Below are 21568 nucleotides of genomic sequence, written 5' to 3'. Positions count from 1 at the left end.
TACCTAAACTGATGGCCATGAGCGCACCCACGGTCGACCTGATGGATTACTCGGATGTCATCGCCCGGTTCGAGCCGGTGCTCGGCATGGAGGTCCACGTCGAGCTGTCCACCGCGACGAAGATGTTCTGCGGTTGCCCGACCGAGTTCGGCGCCGAGCCGAACACCCAGGTCTGCCCGGTGTGCCTCGGTCTGCCCGGTTCGCTTCCGGTGGTCAACCAGAAGGCCGTCGAGTCCGCGATCCGGATCGGGCTGGCGCTCAACTGCTCGATCACACCGTGGGGCCGCTTCGCGCGCAAGAACTACTTCTACCCCGATCAGCCGAAGAACTACCAGATCAGCCAGTACGACGAGCCGATAGCCACGAACGGGCACCTGGACGTGGTGCTCGACGACGGCAGCATCTTCCGCGTGGACATCGAGCGCGCGCACATGGAGGAGGACACCGGCAAGTCGGTGCATGTCGGCGGCGCGACCGGTCGCATCCACGGCGCGAGCCACTCCCTGCTGGACTACAACCGCGCCGGCGTGCCGCTGATCGAGATCGTCACCAAGCCGATCACCGGCGCGGGTGAGCGGGCCCCGGAAGTCGCGCGGGCCTACGTCACGGCGCTGCGGGATCTGCTGAAGTCGCTCGGGGTCTCCGACGTGAAGATGGAGCAGGGTTCGCTGCGCTGTGACGCGAACGTCTCCTTGATGCCTGTCGGCGCGACAGAATTCGGCACCCGCACGGAGACCAAGAACGTCAACTCGCTGCGCAGCGTCGAGGTCGCGGTGCGCTACGAGATGCGCAGGCAGGGCGCGGTGCTCGCGAGCGGCGGCACGGTCGTGCAGGAGACCAGGCACTTCCACGAGGCCGACGGCAGCACCTCGCCGGGACGCCGCAAGGAGACCGCCGAGGACTACCGCTACTTCCCCGAGCCCGACCTCGAGCCCGTCGCCCCCGACGCGGAATGGGTCGAGCAGTTGCGCGGCACCATCCCCGAGTACCCCTGGCTGCGCCGCGCGCGCATCCAGACCGACTGGGGCCTGTCCGACGAGGTGATGCGCGACCTGGTCAACGCGGGCGCGCTGGATCTGATCATCGCCACCGTCGACGCGGGCGCCCCGGCCAACGAGGCGCGCTCGTGGTGGGTCGCCTACCTCACCGAGAAGGCCAAGGAGCGCGAGGTCCCGCTGGACGAGCTGCCGATCACCCCCGCCCAGGTCGCCGAGGTGATCAAGCTGGTCGACGCGAAGACGATCAACAACAAGGTGGCCAAGCAGGTCGTCGACCACGTGCTGGCGGGCGAGGGCGATCCGGCGCAGATCGTCGAGGCCAAGGGCCTGGGCATGGTCAGCGACGACAGCGCCTTGCAGTCCGAGGTGGAGAAGGCGCTGGCCGCCAACCCCGACATCGCCGACAAGATCCGCTCCGGCAAGGTCCAGGCCGCGGGCAAGATCGTCGGCGACGTCATGAAGGCCACTCGCGGCCAGGCCGACGCGGCCCGGGTCCGCGAACTCGTGCTCGCCGCCTGTAGCTAGCGGCCGAACCGGCTGTTCGAGGTCGGTCGATCGCGACGGCGCTGTAGGGCGTGGTGGGCGTCGGCGGCGTGGTGAAGCGGGCGTTCGGCAGGTACAGGTGCTCGCCGAACGCCGCGACGGTCGTCGGTATGTCGAAACGCGGGTCGGTGACGCGCCGTACGACCGTGCCTGTCGCGCCGGTGGGATCGAGTGCGATCACGGCGATCGCGTTGGACCGGTTCTGGACGACCAGCAGCGTGCTGCCGCGTAAGAGCAGGCCGTCACCGTTGGGCAGCTGCTCGGCGCCGAGGTCGACCTGCCGCGTCACGCCCGTCGCCGGCTCGACGTGGAACAGCCTGCCGGTTGCCGACTGCATGACGATCAGCCCCGTGCCGTCGGGCGTGCGCACGATCCCATTGGCGTTGATCGCTCCGGGCTCGTAACGGATAGCGCCGGTCAGCTCTCGTCGCATCACCGCCGCGACCGGCGGCAGCGCGGCGTCGTGGCCGAGGGGCAGGTGGTAGAGCACCGGCGTGCGCGAGTCGGTGAACCACGCACCCGCGGGCGTGAGAACCACGTCGTTGACGAACGTGTCCGGCGGCGTCGCGAGCCGGTAGCTGGCCAGCACCTCGCCCGTGCGGGTGTCCACGACGCGAGCGTCACCGCCGGTGCCGCCCGCGACGAACAGCCGACCGCGATGGTCGATCTGGAGCCCGAGCGCCGGTGTACCCGGCCCGGGGCTCAGGATGGCGCCCTGCCCGGTCACCAGGCTGGCGCGGTAGATGGAGCCGTCCGCCCGCGAGCCGAAGTAGGCCACCGGCAGCGACCCGATCGCGATACCCTCCGGCTGGAACCCTGCGGGGAGGTCGATCGCGGCGTGGAGCACCGGACGGTGCGCAGCCGGTCGATCCGCGGGTATCAGCGCCGCGACGCCGACGCAGGCGAGCGCGGTCGAGATACCGAGGACTCGCTTCATCCGTTCCTCCGTCATGGCAATCGGGTCCGTCGGTATGGTCTTGCGATCGACACACCAAGTGAGTCGGTCCCGATCGTGCGTGCTCAGTAGCCGACGGTGAAATATCTGCTCTCGCTGGGATTCTCGAGCTCGTCGAGAACGGCCACGGCGAGATCTTCGACCGAGATCCTGGACGTGCCGTCGGCGCGGGTGACGAGGGTGGTGGCACCGCGCCGGTAGCCACCGGTGCGCGCTCCGGGTTCGAGGAGGGCGGGAGGGCTGAGATAGATCCAGTCGGCCGGGTGTGCTCGGCAGGTCTCCCACTGCGCGAGGCTGGCGGCGGCGATCGGGCGGATGGCTTCCGGCACGTACTCCGGGCTGTCGAGAACGAGCCGGTCGGGATGCCCTGGGGCCCGAAGCGGGGCCGCTCCGCCGACGACGAGAATGCGCGTCCGGGTAGCCGTGGCCGCGTCCAGCAGCGCCTTGGTCGTCGCCGTGACGGTGTCTTCGTGCCCGGGAGCCGGACGGGTAGCGGCCACGATCGCGTCGGCGCCGTCGAGCAGTTCGCTCATCCGGACGGGGTCGTTCGCGTCGCCTTCGACGGCCCTCACTCCGGAAGGCAGGCCGGTCGGCCGCTGTTTGCGGAATACGGCGATGAGTTCATGACCTCGGCTCGCGGCTTCGGTGACGACGCGTGAGCCGACCATGCCGGTGGCTCCGACGACGGCGATCTTCATCGAGGTGTCCTTTCAGGTGTGGGGGTCGTGGTGGAGGTGGATGAGCGCGTGGGCGCGGGAAGCTGCCCCGCGACGATCGCGGCGAGGGCGAGCCCGAATCCCACGAGTTGGATCGGACCGAGGGTCTGGCCGAGCAGGATGGCGCCGAGGACGGCGGCGACCAGCGGCGAGAGCAGGACGAGCACCGCGACCGAGGTGATGGGCAGGGCGCCGATGCCGCGGAACCAGAGGACATAGGCGATCAGTCCGCCGACCAGGCCCAACCAGAGGTAGCCCAGAGCAGCGGGCGGGTCGATCGGGGGAGGCGGCCCCTCGACCAGGAACGTGAGGGGTAGCAGAAACAGGCCCCCCGCGGTGAGTTGCCAGCCCGCGAAAGCGGTGGGACCGGCCTCGGCCGGCCGTCCCCACCGTTTGGTGAGCGTCAGGCCGAGTGCCATCGAGGCCGCGGCGGCGAGGCCCGCCACGACACCGAGGGGGTCGAGCGCCGCGTCCGGCCCGATCACCACCAAGCCGACGCCGACCACGCCTATCGCGCCCCAGCCGATCCGCCACGCCGAGGGGTTCTCGTGCAGGACTGCCACGGCCAGGACGGCTACGACGAGCGGCTGCGCCGCCGCCAGGGTCGCGGCCACGCCGCCCGGTAGGCGTTCGGCGGCGAGGAACAGCAGCGGGAACAGCAGCCCGATGTTGAGCACGCCCAGCACCGCGGCCTTCCACCACCAAGTCCCGTGCGGCAACCTCCGTGTGAGCGCCAGTGCGATCAGACCGGCGGGCAACGCGCGCAGAAGTCCTGCGAACAGCGGGTGCCCCGGTGGCAGGAGTTCGGTGGTGACGACATATGTCGTGCCCCACGACACGGGAGCGAGGGCCGTCAGGACGGCGCGAGACATATGTCCCAGCGGCGCGTCACCGTTTCGGCCACCGGAAACAATCTGTGCAGCTGGGCTTTTCACACATGCAGTCTCGCCGGGTAGGCATCAATGAGTCCAACACATGTTTGTCACTTCATCAATCGCGATTCACGATTGATCTATGGAACTCCAGCAGATGCGCTACGTCGTCGCCGTCGCCGAGACCAACAGCTTCACCCGGGCGGCCGAACGATGTCTGGTCGTCCAGTCCGCCCTCAGTCACCAGATCGCGCGCTTGGAACGGGAACTGGGCGCGAGACTGTTCGAGCGCACCAGCCGCCGGGTGCGCCTGACACCGGCCGGCGCCGCGTTCCTCCCGGCCGCCCGCCAGTGCCTGGACGCCGCCGAGCGCGCGGCCGCCGAGGTCGCCGCGGCGGTGGGAGAGGTTCGCGGACGGCTCGCCGTGGGCCTCATCCCCACCGTCGCCGCTGTCGATGTCCCGGATGCGTTGCGTGAGTTCCGCCTGCGGCACCCGCACGTGCGCATCAGCCTGCGGGTGGGCGCGAGCGAGGAACTGGTCGAGAAGGTCGAGCAAGGAGCCCTCGACGTGGCCTTCCTCGGCCTGCCGACCACCGCGCGACCCCGAGGTGTCGCCGCCCAGGAACTCGCTCGCGACCGGCTGGTCGCCGTGGTCGCGCCGGACCATCCCCTCGCCGGCGAGCCGACGATCGATCTTCGCAGGTTGTCCACCGAGGTCTTCGTGGACCTGCCGGCCGGGACAGCCGGACGCCTCCAATCCGACCAAGCCTTCTCGGCCGCCGGTCTCGACCGGGACGTCGCCTTCGAAGTGACCAGCGCGGACTACATCGCTCGCCTCGTCAGACCCGGCCTGGCCGTGGCCATGCTCCCCTCCGCCTTCGCGCCACAGCTAGAGGGCGTAGTCACCATCGAAGTAGCCGACGCACCGGCTCGCGTCGAATACGTCATCTGGAACCGCACCCGCACACCCGCGGCAACTGCCTTCCTCGCCATTCTCGGCATCCCCGCACAAGATCGACCCGACTCCTGAGACGCCCCGCTGGATCTGCCACATGGCCAGCTGGTCCGGAGCTCGTGCAGCCAGGGGACCGCAAGCGACCGCGAATACGCCGCGCGAAGGCGCGGATCGAATACCGCTCAGTCCGTTCCGCCGCCTCCGGCCTGGGGCGGCGGGATGCGTACGACGCGGTCGTCGAAGGGTCCCGGCTGGCCGTCGGTCTTGTTCACCGTGGTCACCCAGACGGTTCCGTCGGCGCCGACCGCCGCGCCACCGAGCTGGCCGTATCTGTCCTGCGCCAACAGGGTCGGGGCCGCGGTGACCGCGTGGGTGTTCGGGTCGGCGGCGGCGATGGCGAGGGCTTTCGCGCGGGTCAGCGAGATGGCGACGCCGTCGGGGGCCGCCGCGCAGCCCGCGACGCCGGGCCGGTCCGGCCAGGTCCACATGGTGGTGACCACGCCGTCGCCGCCGAGCCGCTGCAACCGGTCCTCGGCGGCGGTGCGGTCGGTGATCCAGATGCTGTCTTTGCTGTCGCGGCACACGTCGCCGGCGGTGCCTATGCCCGAGACGGCGATCTCCGGCGCGGGCGTACGGCCGGGCACCGGCGAGTTCACGCGCAGCAACTTGCCCGCGAGCGAGCTCGCCGACGCGGCCGCGCCGGGGTTGCCCGCGTCGCCGGTCAGCACGAGCATCTGGTCGGGTGAGACGAAGTCGATCGCGCCCCGGTTCCCGCTGTCGCCTTTCGGGATCCCGGTGAGCACGTCCTTCGGTGAGCCGCCCTCGCCGATGCGGACCACCCGGTTGTCGCTCGCTGTGGTGATGTAGGCGTACATCAGGCCGTCTTCGCGGTAGGTGGGCGACAGCGCGATATCGCTGAGGCCGCCGTCGCCGGAGCCGTCCACGTCCAGTCGCGCGATCTCGACCGGCGGCTGCTCCGGGACCACCTTCATGATGCGGCCGGTCCTGCGCTCGGCGACCAGCGCGCCGTCGGCCAGGGTGACCAGGCCGCCGGTGGTGTCCAGGCACGTGGCCACGACCGCCGGGTCCGGGTCGATGCACGGGCCGCTGGGGCGGGTGGTGGAGGTGGGTGACTGGTTCGGTTTCTTCGGGTCGATGTCGGCTCCGCGCAGGGTCGGTTCCGGGGTGAACGGGCTGGACGCCGAATCGTCGAACCGGGCGCACCCGACCAGCAGGGCGGAACCGAGCGCCAAGCTCGCCGCGACGCGGCCCACGACAACCAAACTCATAGTTCAGACGTTACGGAAATACCGTCGCCCGCGCCCCCTCCGGGTGGGGTGTCGCGCGCACACTGACACGCCACGCCGTTACTCGCCCGCTATAGCGCGGTGCCGCATAGGGTATTGGCCGTGACCGACAAGCCGAAAGACACGCCCGAATCCAAGGCCGGGAACGCCACGCCCTCCACGGCAGAGCAGTCGGCGGTGTCGTCCACCGGTCGAGGGGTGACCAGCCCGTACGATTCGCCGACCGAGCAGTTCGAGCGGGTGGACACGGCCCAGCGGCCGGGATTGCGCAAGGACGTCCCGCGCACCGAGGAGGAGCTCGGACTCGACCCGGAGGTCCCGAGCACCGCCGAGAGCAAGGCCGCCGGGGGCGCGGCGCCCACCTACGATTACGCCAGCATCCCGCCCGCCCCGGCACCGCCGAACGAGACCGGGCGTCTGCGCCGCCGCACCGGCGAGAACCGCCGGGGAACGCTCGATCTCGGTTTGCTGCTGTTGCGTCTGGTCGTCGGCGCCACCTTCCTCTACCACGGTCTGCAGAAGCTCACCGGCTGGTTCCATGGCCCCGGTCTGGACGGCACGCGCGACATGATGGAGCGCGGCGGCTGGGATCATCCGACGGTGTCCACCATCCTGCTCACCGCGGGCGAGGTCGGCGGTGGTGTCCTGCTGATCCTCGGGCTCGCCACCCCGTTGGCGGCGGGCGCGGTGCTGGCGGTGATCCTGGACGCCTGGGCCTGGAAGCAGGGCATGGCCCCCGGATTCCAGTACAAAGCCGGACCCGGAGCGGTGGAAATGGAGAGCATCCTCGCGGGTGTCGCCACCGTCATCATCCTGACCGGCCCGGGTCGCTTGTCCTTCGACCGCAACCGAGGCTGGGCGATCCGCCCCGCGGCGGGCTCCTTCGTCGTGCTGCTCCTCGCCATCGCGGCCGCGGTCGGGGCCTACTGGTACCTGCACGGCGGCAACCCGCTGACGGGCATCGGTCCCTTCGCCTGAGTTGCCGGACGAAGCGAAAGGCCCCTTCATCCGATCGAGGATGAAGGGGCCGTCGTGTTCGTAACGGAGCTGCTGCCCCGTGAAGACGCGGACCTTACGGCACGTGCCGGACCGCGCCCTTGTCTGCGGAAGTGGCCAGCGCGGCGTAGGCGCGCAGAGCGGTCGTCACCGGACGGTCGCGGTTGACCGGCTGCCAGGGCCGTTCGGAGGCTTCCATCTTCGCGCGGCGCTCGGCCAGGACGGCGTCGTCGACGAGCACCTCGAGGGTGCGGGTGGAAACGTCGATGCGGATCTGATCACCGTTCTCGATCAAGCCGATGACGCCGCCGCTGGCCGCCTCGGGAGAGATGTGCCCGATCGACAGGCCGGAAGTGCCGCCGGAGAACCGGCCGTCGGTGATCAGGGCGCACTGCTTGCCGAGCCCGGAACCCTTCAGGAAGGCGGTCGGGTGCAGCATCTCCTGCATGCCGGGGCCGCCCGCGGGGCCCTCGTAGCGGACCACGATCACGTCGCCGGGCTTGATCTTCTTGCCGAGGATGACCGACACGGCTTCTTCCTGCGACTCCACCACGACCGCCGGGCCCTGGAAGGAGAACAGCTCTTCGTCGATACCTGCGGTCTTGAGCACCGCGCCGTCGGGCGCGATGTTGCCGCGCAGCACGACCAGCCCGCCTTCCTTGGTGTAGGCGTGCTCGAGGTCGCGGATGCAACCGCCTTCGGCGTCGGTGTCCAGCGACGACCAACGGTTGTCGGTGGAGAACGGCTCGGTGGTGCGCACCCCGCCCGGCGCGGCGTGGAACAGTTCGATGGCTTCCCGGGAGGCCTTGCCGGAGCGGATGTCCCAGGTGTCGAGCCACTCGTCGAAGCTCGCGGTGTGCACCGTGGTGACATCGGTCTCCAGCAGCCCGGCGCGGCGCAGCTCGCCCAGGATGGCGGGGATGCCACCGGCGCGGTGCACGTCCTCCATGTGGTAGTCCGAGTTGGGCGACACCTTCGACAGGGTGGGCACCCGGCGGCTGATCTCCTCGATGGAGTGCAGATCGAAGTCGATCTCACCTTCCTGCGCTGCGGCCAGCGTGTGCAGCACGGTGTTGGTCGAGCCGCCCATCGCGACGTCCAACGCCATCGCGTTGCGGAAGGCTTTGACGTCGGCCACGTTCCGCGGCAGCACGGACGCGTCGTCCTCGCGGTACCAGCGGTTGGCGATGTCCACCACCACGGTGCCCGCCCGCTCGAACAGCGCCCGGCGCGCGGCGTGCGTCGCGAGGGTGGAGCCGTTGCCGGGCAGCGAGAGACCGAGCGCTTCGGTGAGGCAGTTCATCGAGTTCGCGGTGAACATGCCCGAGCACGAGCCGCAGGTCGGGCACGCCGACCGCTCGACCTCGGACAGGCCCTCATCCGAGACGGCCTGATTCGCGCTCGCGGAGATCGCGGTGACCAAGTCGGTGGGCGCTTGCGCGACGCCGCCGACGACCACCGCCTTGCCCGCCTCCATCGGCCCGCCGGAGACGAACACCGTCGGAATGTTCAGCCGCATGGCGGCATTCAGCATGCCGGGGGTGATCTTGTCGCAGTTGGAGATGCAGACCAGCGCGTCCGCGGTGTGCGCGTTCACCATGTATTCGACGGAGTCGGCGATGATCTCGCGCGAAGGCAGCGAGTAGAGCATGCCGCCGTGGCCCATGGCGATGCCGTCGTCGACGGCGATGGTGTGGAATTCGCGCGGCACGCCACCGGCGGCGCGCACCGACTCGGCCACGATCTCGCCGACGTTCTTCAGGTGCACGTGGCCGGGCACGAACTGGGTGTAGGAGTTCGCGATGGCGACGATCGGCTTGCCGAAGTCGGTGTCGGTCATGCCGGTGGCGCGCCAGAGTGCGCGTGCGCCTGCGGCATTGCGGCCGATGGTGGTGGTTCGTGAACGAAGCGGTGGCATTTCGATGGTCCTCGGGTCGCGGGGGCTGACGTGCGACGGCGCAGAGCCTGCTCGGCGGAGCACCACGTTACTCCCGGTAGGCGTGTCCGCCCGCCGGTGGTGCGGCCGCGGCGTCCATGGCTGTCAGCCGGGTTCGGTTTGCCGCCCCTGTGTGGTGTCGCGGGCGGCGACGGTGACGCCGGAGGTGCCGGACCGTCGAGGGTGGGGATGCGAAGGAGGATCACTGCTCCGGTGAAATCATCCCATCACCCGACCGCAACAGCTTACGTGGAGGGAATGTTCCACCTCGACGCGATCGCTGAGTTCACTGCGTACCTGCGGGGCATCCACGCGGCCCAGCGGGGCGGCGGGTTCGTCGTCGCCGGTCAGGTGCGGTCGGCCCCGCTCAGGATCCGGAGCCCTGCGCGAGTAATCGCTACGGCGTGTCCTCGCCGGTGGAGTCCTCGGCGGACTTCGCCGTCCCGTTGGTTCGCAGTCCGTCGTTGCCACTCGCGTTCGTGTCCGGTTCCGCGGATCCTGCGGGGCACTCGTCCTCCAGGGACGTGTCCGGCCGCGCGAACGGGTCCGGGATCCGTCCGCCGGAGGCCGCCGCCAGATCGCGCAGCCGGTCGTAGCTCACCGCGGGCAACTTCACCTCGGTGCCGTCGGTCAGGTCGGCGCGCACGTAGCCGCGCTTGGGGATGCGGACCCCTTTCACCTGTGACCAGTCGAGGTGACGCGAACCGAACAGCGTCCGCAGGTCCAGTCCCGCGCGGGAGACCGTGGTCTGGGTCCGCAGCACCCACACCAGCACCACGACGGGGAGCAGCAGCAGCCACCACAGTCCGGCCGGCCAACCGACGAACGGGAAGAACACGCACATCAGCAGGATGAACACGCCCAGGAAGGCCAGCCGTGGGATGCGGATCACACGTGCGTCCGAGACGCCACCCGTATCCGTTGTCGCGGCAGGAGTGTGGGACGATTCAGAAGGTGGCACGGACTGATGCGGTGATGACACACCACCATCCTCGCATCCTGGTGAAGGGCACAAGCATCCGCACTGTCCCACATAATGGGACACAAGGGGTCATCTGTTTGACTCTTCGGTTCACACCCGCTTAACGTCGTGCGCGTGAATCGAAACGAGTTGCTCGTAATCGGCCGGCGCGTCCAGCGTTGAGCCTGACACACTGAGTCGAATACGTCAGCTCGCGTTGCGACGCGCCACCCTCGATCAGCCCTGTGCTGTCGGGGGCTTTTTTATGTTCGGACTAATGTCCAGCATGGCGAAGCGCAAGACACCGCTGGCACAAATTCCGGGGTCAGAACCACAACCAGTAAGGAACGAAGACGGTGAGCGCACCTACCGCACGGCCCGGGCCCTCGGCCCGAAGGCCAGCGCCTTCGGCGAACCAGCAGGCCACGCCCGCTGCCAACCCGACCTCCGCGGCCAACCGCCGCCCGGTCCCGCCCGAGCGGGTCACCGGCGCGCAGTCGGTCGTCCGGTCGCTCGAGGAGCTCGGCGTCGACACTGTATTCGGCATCCCGGGCGGTGCGATCCTTCCCGTGTACGACCCGCTGTTCGATTCCACCAAGGTGCGCCACGTCCTGGTCCGGCACGAGCAGGGCGCCGGTCACGCGGCCACCGGCTACGCCCAGGCCACCGGCAAGGTCGGTGTGTGCATGGCCACATCCGGTCCCGGCGCGACCAACCTGGTCACCCCGATCGCCGACGCGCAGATGGACTCGGTCCCGATCGTGGCCATCACCGGCCAGGTCGGCCGCAGCCTGATCGGCACCGACGCGTTCCAGGAAGCCGACATCTCCGGCATCACCATGCCGATCACCAAGCACAACTTCCTGATCACCGACGGCATCGACATCCCGCGCATCATCGCGGAGGCGTTCTACCTCGCCTCGTCCGGCCGCCCCGGCGCCGTGCTCGTCGACATCCCCAAGGACGTGCTGCAGGCGCAGACCACCTTCAGCTGGCCGCCGGAGATGCGGCTGCCCGGCTACCGTCCGGTCACCAAGCCGCACGGCAAGCAGGTGCGCGAAGCCGCGCGGATGATCATGGAAGCCAAGGCTCCCGTGCTCTACGTCGGCGGCGGCGTGATCAAAGCGGACGCCTCCGCCGAGCTGCTGCGGCTGGCCGAGCTGACCGGCATCCCCGTGGTCACCACGCTGATGGCGCGCGGCGCGTTCCCCGACAGCCACCGCCTGAACATGGGCATGCCCGGCATGCACGGCACCGTGGGCGCCGTCGCCGCGTTGCAGCGGTCGGACCTGCTGATCACGCTCGGCGCCCGCTTCGACGACCGCGTCACCGGCCAGCTGGACTCCTTCGCGCCCGGCGCCAAGGTGATCCATGCCGACATCGACCCGGCAGAGATCGGCAAGAACCGGCACGCCGACGTCCCGATCGTCGGCGACTGCCGCGAGGTGATCGTCGAGCTCATCGAGACGCTGAAGGCCGATCCCGCCGCGGGCAATTCGCTGCCGCTGCCGTTGACCGACTGGTGGACCTACCTCGACGGCGTGCGCGACGCCTACCCGCTGGGCTGGACACCGCCCGCGGACGGCTCGCTGTCGCCGGAGTTCGTCATCGAGGCGCTGGGCCGGCTGGCCGGACCCGACGCGATCTACTGCGCGGGCGTCGGTCAGCACCAGATGTGGGCCGCGCAGTTCATCAAGTACGAGAAGCCGCGCACCTGGCTCAACTCCGGCGGCCTCGGCACCATGGGCTACGCCGTCCCGGCGGCCATGGGCGCGAAGATGGGCGCGCCGGACAAAGAGGTGTGGGCGGTCGACGGTGACGGCTGCTTCCAGATGACCAACCAGGAGCTGGCCACCTGCGCCGTCGAGGGCGTCCCGATCAAGGTCGCGCTGATCAACAACGGCAACCTCGGCATGGTGCGCCAGTGGCAGACGCTGTTCTACCAGGAGCGTTACTCCAACACCGACCTGGGCACGCACACCCTGCGCATTCCCGACTTCGTGAAGCTCGCCGAAGCCCTCGGCTGCCACGGCATCCGGGTGGAGCGCGAGGAGGACGTCGAGGCCGCCATCCGCGAGGCGCAGTCCATCAACGACCGTCCCGTGGTGATCGACTTCATCGTCGGCAAGGACGCCCAGGTGTGGCCCATGGTCGCGGCGGGCACCAGCAACGACGAGATCATGGCCGCTCGCGGCATCCGCCCGCTGTTCGACGAGGACGAGCAGGCCGCCGAGCCCTCGGTCATCCACGCGGCGATGTCGCACGAACAGAACAAGGTGAACAACGGATGAGCACCACGCATACCCTCAGCGTTCTCGTCGAGGACAAACCGGGCGTGCTGGCACGAGTCGCGGCGCTGTTCTCCCGCCGCGGCTTCAATATCGAATCGCTGGCGGTCGGCGGCACCGAGCTGCCGGAGATCTCGCGCATGACCATCGTCGTCACCGTGGAGGATCTGCCGCTGGAGCAGGTCACCAAGCAGCTCAACAAGCTGGTGAACGTCATCAAGATCGTGGAGCAGGACTCCGACAGCTCGGTGGCCCGCGAACTGATCCTGGTGAAGGTGCGCGCCGACGCCAGCGTGCGGACCCAGGTGATCGAAGCCGTCGGGCTGTTCCGCGCGAAGGTCATCGACGTGTCGCCGGACGCGCTCACCGTCGAGGCGACCGGAACCCGGTCCAAGCTCGACGCGCTGCTGCGGATGCTCGAGCCGTACGGCATCAGGGAGATCGTGCAGTCCGGTGTCGTCGCGGTGGGCCGTGGGCCGAAGTCCATCACCGCCACTCGGTGAGATAGCGAGCGGCACACCGATGGGGCCGACCGTCCGGCGGCGGCCACACGCTAGTCTTTCTGCGATCGACGGTTGGCGTGCCGCCTCCCCGCGTACGCGGGAATGATCCCCTCCCGCTACCGCGGAGGTGATCCGATCCAGAACAACGTAAATCCGCACCGGCGCAAGCACGGTGTGCCCCGCCTCGCGCGGGGATGATCCCGGAAGGAACCACAGTGGCAGTCGAGATGTTCTACGACGACGATGCCGACCTGTCGATCATCCAGGGCCGCAAGGTCGCTGTCATCGGCTACGGCAGCCAGGGGCACGCGCACTCGCTGAGCCTGCGCGACTCGGGCGTCGAGGTCCGCGTCGGCCTGGCCGAGGGTTCGAAGTCGCGTCCGAAGGCCGAGGAGGCGGGCCTGACCGTCGGCACTCCGGCGGAGGTCTCGGCGTGGGCGGACCTCATCATGGTGCTCGCGCCCGACACGGCGCAGGCGTCGATCTTCACCAATGACATCGAGCCGAACCTGAACGACGGCGACGCGCTGTTCTTCGGCCACGGCCTCAACATCCACTTCGGCCTGATCAAGCCGCCGGCCAACGTCACCATCGGCATGGTGGCCCCGAAGGGCCCGGGCCACCTGGTGCGTCGTCAGTTCGTCGACGGCAAGGGCGTTCCGGCGCTGATCGCGATCGATCAGGACCCGAAGGGTGAGGGCCAGGCGCTGGCGCTGTCCTACGCCAAGGGCATCGGTGGCACCCGCGCGGGCGTCATCAAGACCACCTTCAAAGAAGAGACCGAGACCGATCTGTTCGGTGAGCAGGCCGTGCTCTGCGGTGGCACCGAGGAACTGGTCAAGACCGGTTTCGAGGTCATGGTCGAGGCCGGTTACGCGCCGGAGATGGCCTACTTCGAGGTGTTGCACGAGCTGAAGCTGATCGTCGACCTGATGTACGAGGGCGGCATCGCGCGGATGAACTACTCGGTGTCCGACACCGCCGAGTTCGGCGGCTACCTGTCGGGTCCGCGGGTGATCGACGCCGACACCAAGAAGCGCATGCAGGACATCCTCAAGGACATCCAGGACGGCAGCTTCGTCAAGCGCCTGGTCGCCAACGTCGAGGGCGGCAACAAGGAGCTCGAGGCGCTGCGCAAGCAGAACGCCGAGCACCCGATCGAGGTCACCGGCGCCAAGCTGCGCGGCCTGATGAGCTGGGTCGATCGTCCTATCACCGAGACCGCCTGACCTCTCGGCTGATTCGCACGGGTGGCCCGCTCCGGACTCGGAGCGGGCCACCGGCGTCTTCACGGACTTCTAGCTGCTGCCGAACATGCCTGGCGCTTGCTGCCCGAAACCCTGACCGAAGGGGCCGCCGTACTGGTTGTCGCCCCAGTCCAACAGCGGGTTGTTGTTGCAACTCCAATTCTGGAACGGACCGAAGGCGCACCGGTCGTAATACGGGTCGTACCAGGCGTGAGTGACCCCGGGTGTGCCCGGGGTGGCCGAGGCAGGCATCGCCGACACGGTCAACGGGATTGCGGTGATCGCACCGGCGACGGCCACGCGGGCCAGGGTGCGGCGTGCGCTGATTGTGGAGAACAACGTAAATCCTTTCGTTCTACGGTGAGTGTTTCGCTCACCATCCCCCCGTTGCGGGTCTGCCCACGGCCTTACCCCCGCAGACAGGTCTGGATCTACGGTCGCTGCTTCGCGGTCGCGCTCAACGACGGGCAGCGGCTGCTGTTTCACTCTTGCGCACTTGCCGCGAAAGGTCACGGGTGTTCGCGCCTTTGCGGGTGAAATCGAACCGCCGTATTAGGGGCAACCCCTATACGCGTTGCTCGCCGATCGCAGAAGCTTGTGTCTTCCCCTCGACGAGGTGATTGGCGGCGGCGCACTGCGCGGGCCCAGGCTGGTTACTCGCTCGTACCGACGGCAGCGCCTAGGGTTCTCCCGGACAACGGGGTCGAATAGCCGAGAATTCTCTGCCCGAACGGAGGGTGACCCTTGCCCGACTCGCCACACCCGCGCCCTGTCGCGACCGCCCCGAATCCGGCCTCGATCGGTCGGCGTCCCGAGGCGATCCACCGCTTCCTCGTCCAACCCGCCGACGCGGGCATCCTCGGATCGGTCGACGGCGGCAAACTCCTCGAATGGATCGACAAAGTCGCCTACGCTGCGGCGGCCCAGTGGAGCGGTCGTTACTGCGTCACCGCCTACGTCGGGAACATCCATCTCGACCGCCCGATCGCGGTCGGTGAGCTGGTCGAATTGCACGCCAACCTCGTCCACACCGGACGCACCAGCATGCACATCCTCGTGACGGTCTATTCCACCGATCCCACCCGGGTGAAGCAGGTGCAGTCGGCGCAATGCCTGACGATCTTCGTCGCGGTGGACGAGGAGAGGCGCAATGTGAAAGTCCCGCAATGGAATCCGACCACCCTGCTGGAAATGCAGCGGCATCGGCAGGCGCGGGCGAGGGTTTCGGTGCGCAAGCAGATCGAGGAGGCGATGGCCACGCAGCGATACACCTCCGCGGGCACCGCGCCGAGCGCCACGCTGCGCTTCCTCGCAGCCCCTTCGGACATCAACTGGGGCGGCAAGGTGCACGGTGGCCGGACGATGCGCTGGATCGACGAGGCGGCGTACGTGTGCGGCGCCGACTGGGCCGGGCAGCGCGTCCTCACCTCCTACTTCGGCGGCATCCGCTTCTACCGTCCGATCGTGATCGGCCACGTCGTCGAGGTCACCGCGCGCCTGATCCACACCGGCCCGCGCAGCATGCATGTGAGCGTGCACGTGACCTCCACCGATGCCCATTCCGACGAACCGGCGCTGGCGGCGCACGGTCTCGCGGTGGTCGTCGCGGTGGACGACGACGGAAAAGCGCGTGCCGTACGCCAGTGGGAGCCGGTCTCCGAGGAGGATCGCGCCCTCGACACGCACGCCCGGCACCTGATCGACCTGCGCGCGCTGGTCGAGCCGTTCACCATGGCGAGCGCCGTGCCCTCCGACGCCGAACCGAGCCATTTCCGAGCGCCGGGGCCGAGCTGACGTCGAAACCGCCCGGCTAGACTAGTCAGCTGTCCGAAGCGCTCAAGCGGCGCTGCCTCTACCTGCACATCGACTACCCGACGGCGGAACTGGAGCGGCCGATCGTGCGGATGGGGGTTCCCGAGCTGGACGAGGCGCTCGGCGAGCCGGTGGTCCGCGTGGTCGGCGCACTCCGTCAGCTCTCGTTGCGCAAGGCTCCGTCGATCTCCGAGACCGTCGATTGGGCGAAGACGCTGGTCGCCCTCGGTACGCGCAACCTGAGTGGAAGCTCGTTCGCTCGACGCTCGGCGTGCTCTTGAAGTATCAGTCCGACAATCGCCTTGCGATCGAGCGGCTCGGACTGCTCGACTCGGACGGTGAACAGGGGAGCGTGGCGCGATGAAGGTTGTGCTCGATCCTGCGGTCAGTGCCGCGCCGGTCGGCGCGGCACCTCGTGCACCAGGGATTGTCTTCGCCGCATGGAAGCCCGGCCCGCGTCCTGCGGTCGCACCCATGCCAGGTCGCGGCAGAGCATGAGTACGACGGAAGGACGTGCGGGCCAGACGAAGTCTCGCCCGGATTCGATGACCGACCGGCTGGTGGAGTTCGTCGGGTTGCTGCGCGACCACGGCATCAATGCGGGGCCGCGCGAAACCATCGACGCGGCCGAGGCGATGATCGCCCTCGGGCTCGCCGACCGCGATCGCCTGCGCTCCGGTATGGCCGCCTGCCTGCTGCGCCGCAATGGTCAACGCGCCGTATTCGATCAACTCTTCGACCTCTACTTCCTGACCGCGCAGCAGCCACAGCCTGCCGACCCGTCGACACCCGAATCCATCGAGGCGCTACAAGATCGGCTCATCTCCGCACTGGCGCAGGACGATTCGGACTCGGTCGCCGAACTGGCCCGCCAGGCGCTGACCGAACTCGGTGGCTACGGCAGCGTGGGAACCGGCCAGACCTCCGGCCCGGTCACCACCGCGTCCGGCGCCGGCTGGTCCTCCTACCTGACGATAAGCCCTACGCCCGGAAGAACTTATCGAACGCATCGTCGCGGGCATGAACGGCACCTCCCAGCTCGACACCACCGTCCACACCATCGAAGCCAACCGCCGCCTCGCCGCATTCCGCACCGCCGTCCAAACCGAAGCCCGGCTGCGCTCGGCGCAACTGCGCGGCACCGAATACATCGCCCGCCGCGGCGTCGAATCCAGCACCGACCAGATCGATTTCCTGGGCGCCCGCGAACAGGACCTCGCCGAAATGCGTCGCCTGGCCCACCCTTTGGTTCGCGCACTCGCCACCCGCCTCGCTGTCCGCCGCCGCAAAGCCGTGCGCGGCCAGGTCGATCTGCGCCGCACCCTGCGCCGCTCGATGTCCACCGGCGGCGTCCCCATCGACCCGGTTCTGCGCGCCCGCAAACACGGCCGCCCCGACCTGGTCGTCCTCGCCGACCTCTCCGGCTCGGTCACCGGCTTCGCCGAATTCACCCTCCACCTCATCCAGGCCCTGCAGGACCAGTTCAGTAAAGTCCGCAGCTTCGGCTTCGTCGACACCTGCGACAAGATCACCCACTTCTTCACCCCCCGACGAGCCACCCACTCCCGGCACCGCCGCCCGAATCCTCCGCTCCACGAGGGTCGCCCGCTTCGACAGCTCCAATTACGGCGAAGCGTTCCAAGGGTTCCTCGACAACTACGCCGACGCTCTCGGTCCGCGCACCTCGGTCCTGATCCTCGGCGACGGGCGTACGAACCGCACGGACCCGAACCTCGCAGCGGTGCAGACCATTGTCGACCGGGCGAAGCACGCCTACTGGCTGAATCCCGAGCCGTCCTCGTCGTGGTCGACAGGGGACTCGGCGCCCCACGTGTACGCAGAGCAGGTGACGATGCACGAATGCCGCAACGTCCAACAGTTGACCGAGGTCATCGCGCGGCTACTGCCCGCGTAGCGCTCGCTGTGGTGCCGGATTCTGGGCGCACTTACCGGCCTCTGGTGTCGTACGGCCGAATGTGATGAAGTCCGACGACGGAATGTGCCGCAGATCATTGCTCGGAAGGATGCGGTTGGGCATCGTCGTCACTTCGATTTCGGAAAGAACCTGGTTGGAGATGCCTGAACGGCCGACCACAATTTCGCTTACGACCTCACGCTGGACGAGGTGAGACGGCGCAGCGCCGTCGTCGCGGCGCTCGGGGACGACTGGGACCCGGTCGCCGTGCTCGCCGAGGAAGAATTGGCCTACGACATGCTGTACTCGAATCTCGACGACGAGCAGCAGCGGATCTACGAGGAACTCGTCCTGGCCGGGGTCCTGCCGGACCGGACGACGCGCCTTATCGCCGACTGATATCTCCGCCGATCACCACGTCCATCCTTGCGTCGCCATGACATGCTCGGCCAGATCTTCGATCGTCATCATCTCGGGATGACTGTAGTACATCAGCTCGAACTTGCGTTTGCGCCAGTGCGTCGGATCCATGCGGCCTTCATGGCTGGTGCCGCAAGCGATTCGAGCCGCCCGAGATCAAACGGTTCCTTGCCGCGCGCATGGGCATCCGCTTTCACAGCCGCCAGGCGTTCGGAACTCGTCATGGTCTTCTGCCGCCATATCGCTACGGCATAGCGGCGTGCGTCCTCGGTTTCCACCTTGCGCTCCTGCATGTCCGAGTCGTGGTCGACTATGAGCCGACGCCGCCGAAATCGGGGCGGCCCTGGCCGAGCACGCCGCGCTGGATCGTGCCGCCACTGGTCGGAACACGCCGGTCGTGGATCGCGGTTCCGCTCGGGCGCAGGAAGGTCCCGGCGGCCAGGAGCACCGCGGCGCCGACCGCCGGGTAGACCAAGGTGTCGGCGTGCCGGTACCAGAAGGGGGCGTAGCGGTCGTCGGTGGTGTCGCACAAATCATCGATCACTCGGGTGTCCGTCGCCTGGTCGACACAGATCCCGACATAGATCGGCTGCGCGGTATCGGTGGTCGGCGTGGTCGAGGTGATCTGAGAAGTGGTCGTCGCCGGTGGCGGGATAGTGGTGGTCACCGGCGGAGGCGTGCGGACCGGGGGTTTCGAGGTGGTGGTATAGATCGTGGTGACGATCGGGCGAGGAGCGGCGGTGCCACCAGCCCCGCATCCACTCGACACAAGCGCCGGCTACCAGGGCGGGCAAGGTGTACGAGACACGACGCGACGCCATGACTCGCTTCTGCCGGCGATCGCCGCCCGATCCGCCGCTCATGTATTCCCCCTTCGTGGAAACCCCTGTCACGAACCGCCCGATGCTAGCAACGCGTCAGCGCGCGCACGGTCGATCAGTCCTTGGTGAAATGCCAATTGCCAGAATGTTTTCCTCCCCATCAGCCCCGAGGGATCGTTGTTACGCCGAAGTACGCACCGATCCGGTCCCCGTGGACCTACGGAAGAGCGCGCATCAGAACATCGAACAGTGGGGCATCGGGCCAACCAGGTCGAAGCGTACCGACGCGGAACCACCCCCACCGGCGATATTTGTCGTATGCACGGCGATTATCCGGGCGCACCAACAGTGTTGCGCGCTGCTCCGGCCGACCCGCGAGCAATTCATCGTGCAGAGCACGGGCAAATCCTCTGCCGGTGAACTGTTTCCGGACCATGAGCTCGCTGAACGCGAATGTGCGCGAGCCGTTCTCAGCCGTGAACGCCGCGTGGTCGTCGTCATCGAGCCGCAGCCCGTCCCACCACGCGGTCTTGGCGGTGAGCGGCCAACCCCACGCCTGGCCGCAGAGTGCGCCGCCGAGACGGGCGATCACCAACTCGAACGCACCGGCACGCGCGGGATCGGTGTAGGCATCGAACCGGTGCATGAACGCTTCGGGCGATTCGAACTCCTCACCGGACTCGATTGCATCGACATAGGGATCCCGGAAAATACGTTCGACGTCATCGCGCAGTTCGCGGGACTGGGCGGCTGTGTAGTGCTGGAAATCCAGGTCTGACATGGCGGAATGCTCGGAGGTCATACGGCAGTCATCCTTCCTGCCAGCTCATCGAATCGTGTCGAGAATTCTTCGAACCGGCCTTCCGTTGCTACCCGTACTGGGTCGAGCAGACGCAGTGTGCGAGTGGAGGACACGGAGTTCTCCAAGTCGGCGAGAACCGACATGCCCTCCTCCACCGCAGTGCCGATGTCGCCCAGATCAGCGAGCGCCGCCGCAAAACCCGCGCGATAGTTCGCAGAGTTACGGGCACTGGCGCTCTCCACGGCCAAACCAGAGCACAGGTCTGCCGACTTTGCGTGATTTCCTAGCTGGCCGAAGCCGCGGGCTTCATGGCTTCTGATCTCGGTGGCATTGACGAACCGCAACCATGGTGGACAGTCCTCGCGTGACTCATGGTCGAGCGCGAAATCGAGCTCCCGCCAGGCGGTGGCCATGGCCTTACCGAAGGCCGTGCGGTCGCTGAGGATTCCGTACGCCTGCGCCTCGCGGGTCGCGATCAGGGCATGGACTCGCCCCGGTGCGTGGCCGCGTGTGAGCGCTCGAGCTCGGCTGGCGAGAGCGAGGGCGCGATGCGGATTCGCTTCGCCTGTGCGCTGCCGTGACAGCGCCATCTGTGCGGCGTTGAGGCAGACATGCACAGTGAGTTCGTCGTCGCCGGCTTGGCTTGCCAGCGCGAATGCATCGGCGTAGCAACTACGGGCAAGAGAATACATATCGGCGTCATAGGCAAGCCAACCCGCGATAGTCGCGAGTTCTCCTGTGGCACTGGTGAAAGCGCGGCACGCTTGCTCGAAGAAAGCGCAGGTATCCAAGAGGTGTTTCGCTGCCTCGAGTCCTTGAACTGCGTCACTCACAAGGGCAGCGCCACCGACGACTTGCTCGCGACGTCCGAACTCGGCCGCAAGCGCGTCGATCCTGTGCGCGTCGGCGATCCCGATCCGAGCCGGAGCTCGATCACCACCTGCCGCGAAGAATGCGGCACCTAGTAGCATTCCGAATTCGCGTCGCTTCACAATGTCCTCGACTTCCGGCGCGCTATCGTGACCATCCGAGACCAGGCTAGCGCTTGGTATGTCGGCGAAGCGCGGGTGAACAAGCGGCACAGTAGCATCGTGTACGGAGTTGATCTCGGCGCGGAAACGAGCGCGTTGTTCGTCGGTGAGTCGAGCAAGCTCGGTGTCCAACGCTTCAGCTGACTCATTCCGCACCGGCTTCTCGCGGGTTGCCCGCTCCCACTTACTAATCGTCGCCGTTGCGAAGCCCACCCTCTCGGCGAACTGCTCCTGCGTCAGCCGCAGGGCTGCCAAGCGAAGCGCTTTGACCTCCACCTTCGTCCACTTGCTGACGATCATGATCACCCCCTGTTTGCCCCTCCAATGCCTGCTGGCGCAGGCGTATTACTTCTGTGTAAGTCCCGTGTCTGGGATCGCGGGTCTGATCTGGCGAAGCTGAAAGCAGCCCCGCCGCCGGGTTGAGCTCGGGCCTCCACCCACTCCCCGGCGGCGGGTGCCGACCAGTTGAACCAGGCGGAGGGACACCCGA

General features: G+C 68.0%; 19 protein-coding genes and 4 pseudogenes. 12 read left to right on the top strand and 11 right to left on the bottom strand.

Annotation, left to right across the window (positions count from 1 at the left end; all coding sequences use genetic code 11):
• Nucleotides 1–17 precede the first annotated feature (17 nt).
• Nucleotides 18–1523, top strand: coding sequence for an Asp-tRNA(Asn)/Glu-tRNA(Gln) amidotransferase subunit GatB (gene gatB / locus M8859_RS02340; protein WP_159920109.1), 1506 nt, complete (start codon nt 18–20; stop codon nt 1521–1523).
• Here the strand turns inward: gatB and M8859_RS02335 are convergent.
• The 3 genes from M8859_RS02335 to M8859_RS02325 all read right to left on the bottom strand — a co-directional run bounded on the left by M8859_RS02335 (nt 1453) and on the right by M8859_RS02325 (nt 4084).
• On the bottom strand, nt 1453–2478 hold the full coding sequence (locus M8859_RS02335; RefSeq protein WP_249643679.1) for an SMP-30/gluconolactonase/LRE family protein: 1026 nt from the start codon (nt 2476–2478) through the stop codon (nt 1453–1455). The two genes, gatB and M8859_RS02335, sit on opposite strands and share 71 nt — an antisense overlap.
• An 83-nt stretch (nt 2479–2561) precedes the next feature.
• Nucleotides 2562–3194: an NAD(P)-dependent oxidoreductase gene (locus M8859_RS02330; RefSeq protein WP_249643678.1), complete on the bottom strand. Its 633-nt coding sequence runs from the start codon at nt 3192–3194 to the stop codon at nt 2562–2564.
• The gene (locus M8859_RS02325) at nt 3191–4084 is read right to left on the bottom strand and encodes an EamA family transporter (protein ID WP_195069310.1); all 894 of its coding nucleotides are present in this window, start codon (nt 4082–4084) and stop codon (nt 3191–3193) included. Before M8859_RS02325 ends, M8859_RS02330 begins: the two co-directional genes overlap by 4 nt.
• 142 nt (nt 4085–4226) lie before the next feature.
• On the opposite strand from M8859_RS02325, the gene M8859_RS02320 reads away from it, so the two are divergent.
• On the top strand, nt 4227–5114 hold the full coding sequence (locus tag M8859_RS02320; RefSeq protein WP_195069309.1) for a LysR family transcriptional regulator: 888 nt from the start codon (nt 4227–4229) through the stop codon (nt 5112–5114).
• Nucleotides 5115–5221: 107 nt separating this feature from the next.
• On the opposite strand, the gene M8859_RS02315 is transcribed toward M8859_RS02320, so the two are convergent.
• A complete protein-coding gene (locus M8859_RS02315; RefSeq protein ID WP_195069308.1) occupies nt 5222–6328 on the bottom strand; it encodes a PQQ-dependent sugar dehydrogenase in 1107 nt (368 codons plus the stop codon).
• A 120-nt stretch (nt 6329–6448) separates the two neighbouring features.
• Between M8859_RS02315 and M8859_RS02310 the strand changes: the two genes are divergently transcribed.
• Nucleotides 6449–7324 carry a DoxX family protein gene (locus M8859_RS02310; RefSeq protein WP_159920099.1) on the top strand — a complete coding sequence of 292 codons (876 nt, stop codon included), beginning with the start codon at nt 6449–6451 and terminating at the stop codon, nt 7322–7324.
• A 94-nt stretch (nt 7325–7418) separates the two neighbouring features.
• Here M8859_RS02310 and ilvD read toward each other — a convergent pair whose 3' ends face one another.
• Together ilvD and M8859_RS02300 are read right to left on the bottom strand one after the other, a co-directional pair.
• Nucleotides 7419–9260, bottom strand: a complete 1842-nt coding sequence (gene ilvD, locus M8859_RS02305; RefSeq protein ID WP_159920097.1) for a dihydroxy-acid dehydratase — start codon at nt 9258–9260, stop codon at nt 7419–7421.
• A 415-nt stretch (nt 9261–9675) separates the two neighbouring features.
• Nucleotides 9676–10170, bottom strand: a complete 495-nt coding sequence (locus M8859_RS02300) for a PH domain-containing protein (protein ID WP_249643677.1) — start codon at nt 10168–10170, stop codon at nt 9676–9678.
• 425 nt (nt 10171–10595) lie between these two features.
• Here M8859_RS02300 and M8859_RS02295 point away from each other — a divergent pair, with 425 nt between their 5' ends.
• The 3 genes from M8859_RS02295 to ilvC all read left to right on the top strand — a co-directional run bounded on the left by M8859_RS02295 (nt 10596) and on the right by ilvC (nt 14259).
• Nucleotides 10596–12530 carry an acetolactate synthase large subunit gene (locus M8859_RS02295; protein WP_223512444.1) on the top strand — a complete coding sequence of 645 codons (1935 nt, stop codon included), beginning with the start codon at nt 10596–10598 and terminating at the stop codon, nt 12528–12530.
• On the top strand, nt 12527–13030 hold the full coding sequence (ilvN, locus tag M8859_RS02290) for an acetolactate synthase small subunit (protein ID WP_039799659.1): 504 nt from the start codon (nt 12527–12529) through the stop codon (nt 13028–13030). The genes M8859_RS02295 and ilvN overlap by 4 nt, the downstream gene beginning before the upstream one ends.
• Nucleotides 13031–13257: 227 nt before the next feature.
• On the top strand, nt 13258–14259 hold the full coding sequence (ilvC, locus tag M8859_RS02285; protein ID WP_174188615.1) for a ketol-acid reductoisomerase: 1002 nt from the start codon (nt 13258–13260) through the stop codon (nt 14257–14259).
• Between the two features lie 69 nt (nt 14260–14328).
• Here ilvC and M8859_RS02280 read toward each other — a convergent pair whose 3' ends face one another.
• Nucleotides 14329–14616 (bottom strand): hypothetical protein, encoded by a 288-nt coding sequence (locus M8859_RS02280; RefSeq protein ID WP_195069304.1) that lies wholly within the window; start codon nt 14614–14616, stop codon nt 14329–14331.
• A 405-nt stretch (nt 14617–15021) separates the two neighbouring features.
• Here M8859_RS02280 and M8859_RS02275 point away from each other — a divergent pair, with 405 nt between their 5' ends.
• The 6 genes and pseudogenes from M8859_RS02275 to M8859_RS02260 all read left to right on the top strand — a co-directional run.
• Entirely contained in the window at nt 15022–16071 is a 1050-nt protein-coding gene (locus M8859_RS02275) for an acyl-CoA thioesterase (RefSeq protein WP_249643676.1), read from the top strand.
• Between the two features lie 110 nt (nt 16072–16181).
• Complete coding sequence (locus tag M8859_RS02270; RefSeq protein ID WP_249643675.1) at nt 16182–16370, top strand: hypothetical protein; 189 nt, start codon at nt 16182–16184, stop codon at nt 16368–16370.
• A 159-nt stretch (nt 16371–16529) separates the two neighbouring features.
• A pseudogene (locus M8859_RS37910) lies at nt 16530–16781 on the top strand (hypothetical protein); the annotation flags it as partial.
• A 328-nt stretch (nt 16782–17109) separates the two neighbouring features.
• Nucleotides 17110–17580: pseudogene (locus tag M8859_RS37180) on the top strand (VWA domain-containing protein); the annotation flags it as partial.
• 91 nt (nt 17581–17671) lie between these two features.
• On the top strand, nt 17672–18004 hold the full coding sequence (locus M8859_RS36725) for a VWA domain-containing protein (RefSeq protein WP_308221151.1): 333 nt from the start codon (nt 17672–17674) through the stop codon (nt 18002–18004).
• Between the two features lie 180 nt (nt 18005–18184).
• Nucleotides 18185–18403, top strand: a pseudogene (locus tag M8859_RS02260) (DUF6400 family protein); the annotation flags it as partial.
• 12 nt (nt 18404–18415) lie between these two features.
• Here M8859_RS02260 and M8859_RS37905 read toward each other — a convergent pair.
• The 4 genes and pseudogenes from M8859_RS37905 to M8859_RS02245 all read right to left on the bottom strand — a co-directional run bounded on the left by M8859_RS37905 (nt 18416) and on the right by M8859_RS02245 (nt 21378).
• A pseudogene (locus M8859_RS37905) lies at nt 18416–18648 on the bottom strand (hypothetical protein).
• 86 nt (nt 18649–18734) lie between these two features.
• A complete protein-coding gene (locus M8859_RS02255) occupies nt 18735–19091 on the bottom strand; it encodes a hypothetical protein (protein ID WP_249643673.1) in 357 nt (118 codons plus the stop codon).
• Nucleotides 19092–19462: 371 nt separating this feature from the next.
• Entirely contained in the window at nt 19463–20047 is a 585-nt protein-coding gene (locus tag M8859_RS02250; RefSeq protein ID WP_249643672.1) for a GNAT family N-acetyltransferase, read from the bottom strand.
• Nucleotides 20044–21378 carry a helix-turn-helix domain-containing protein gene (locus M8859_RS02245; protein WP_249643671.1) on the bottom strand — a complete coding sequence of 445 codons (1335 nt, stop codon included), beginning with the start codon at nt 21376–21378 and terminating at the stop codon, nt 20044–20046. Before M8859_RS02245 ends, M8859_RS02250 begins: the two co-directional genes overlap by 4 nt.
• Between the last annotated feature and the right edge of the window lie 190 nt (nt 21379–21568).

The sequence above is a fragment of the Nocardia sputi genome, from assembly GCF_023501985.1.
This window is presented reverse-complemented; position numbering and strand designations above follow the sequence as displayed.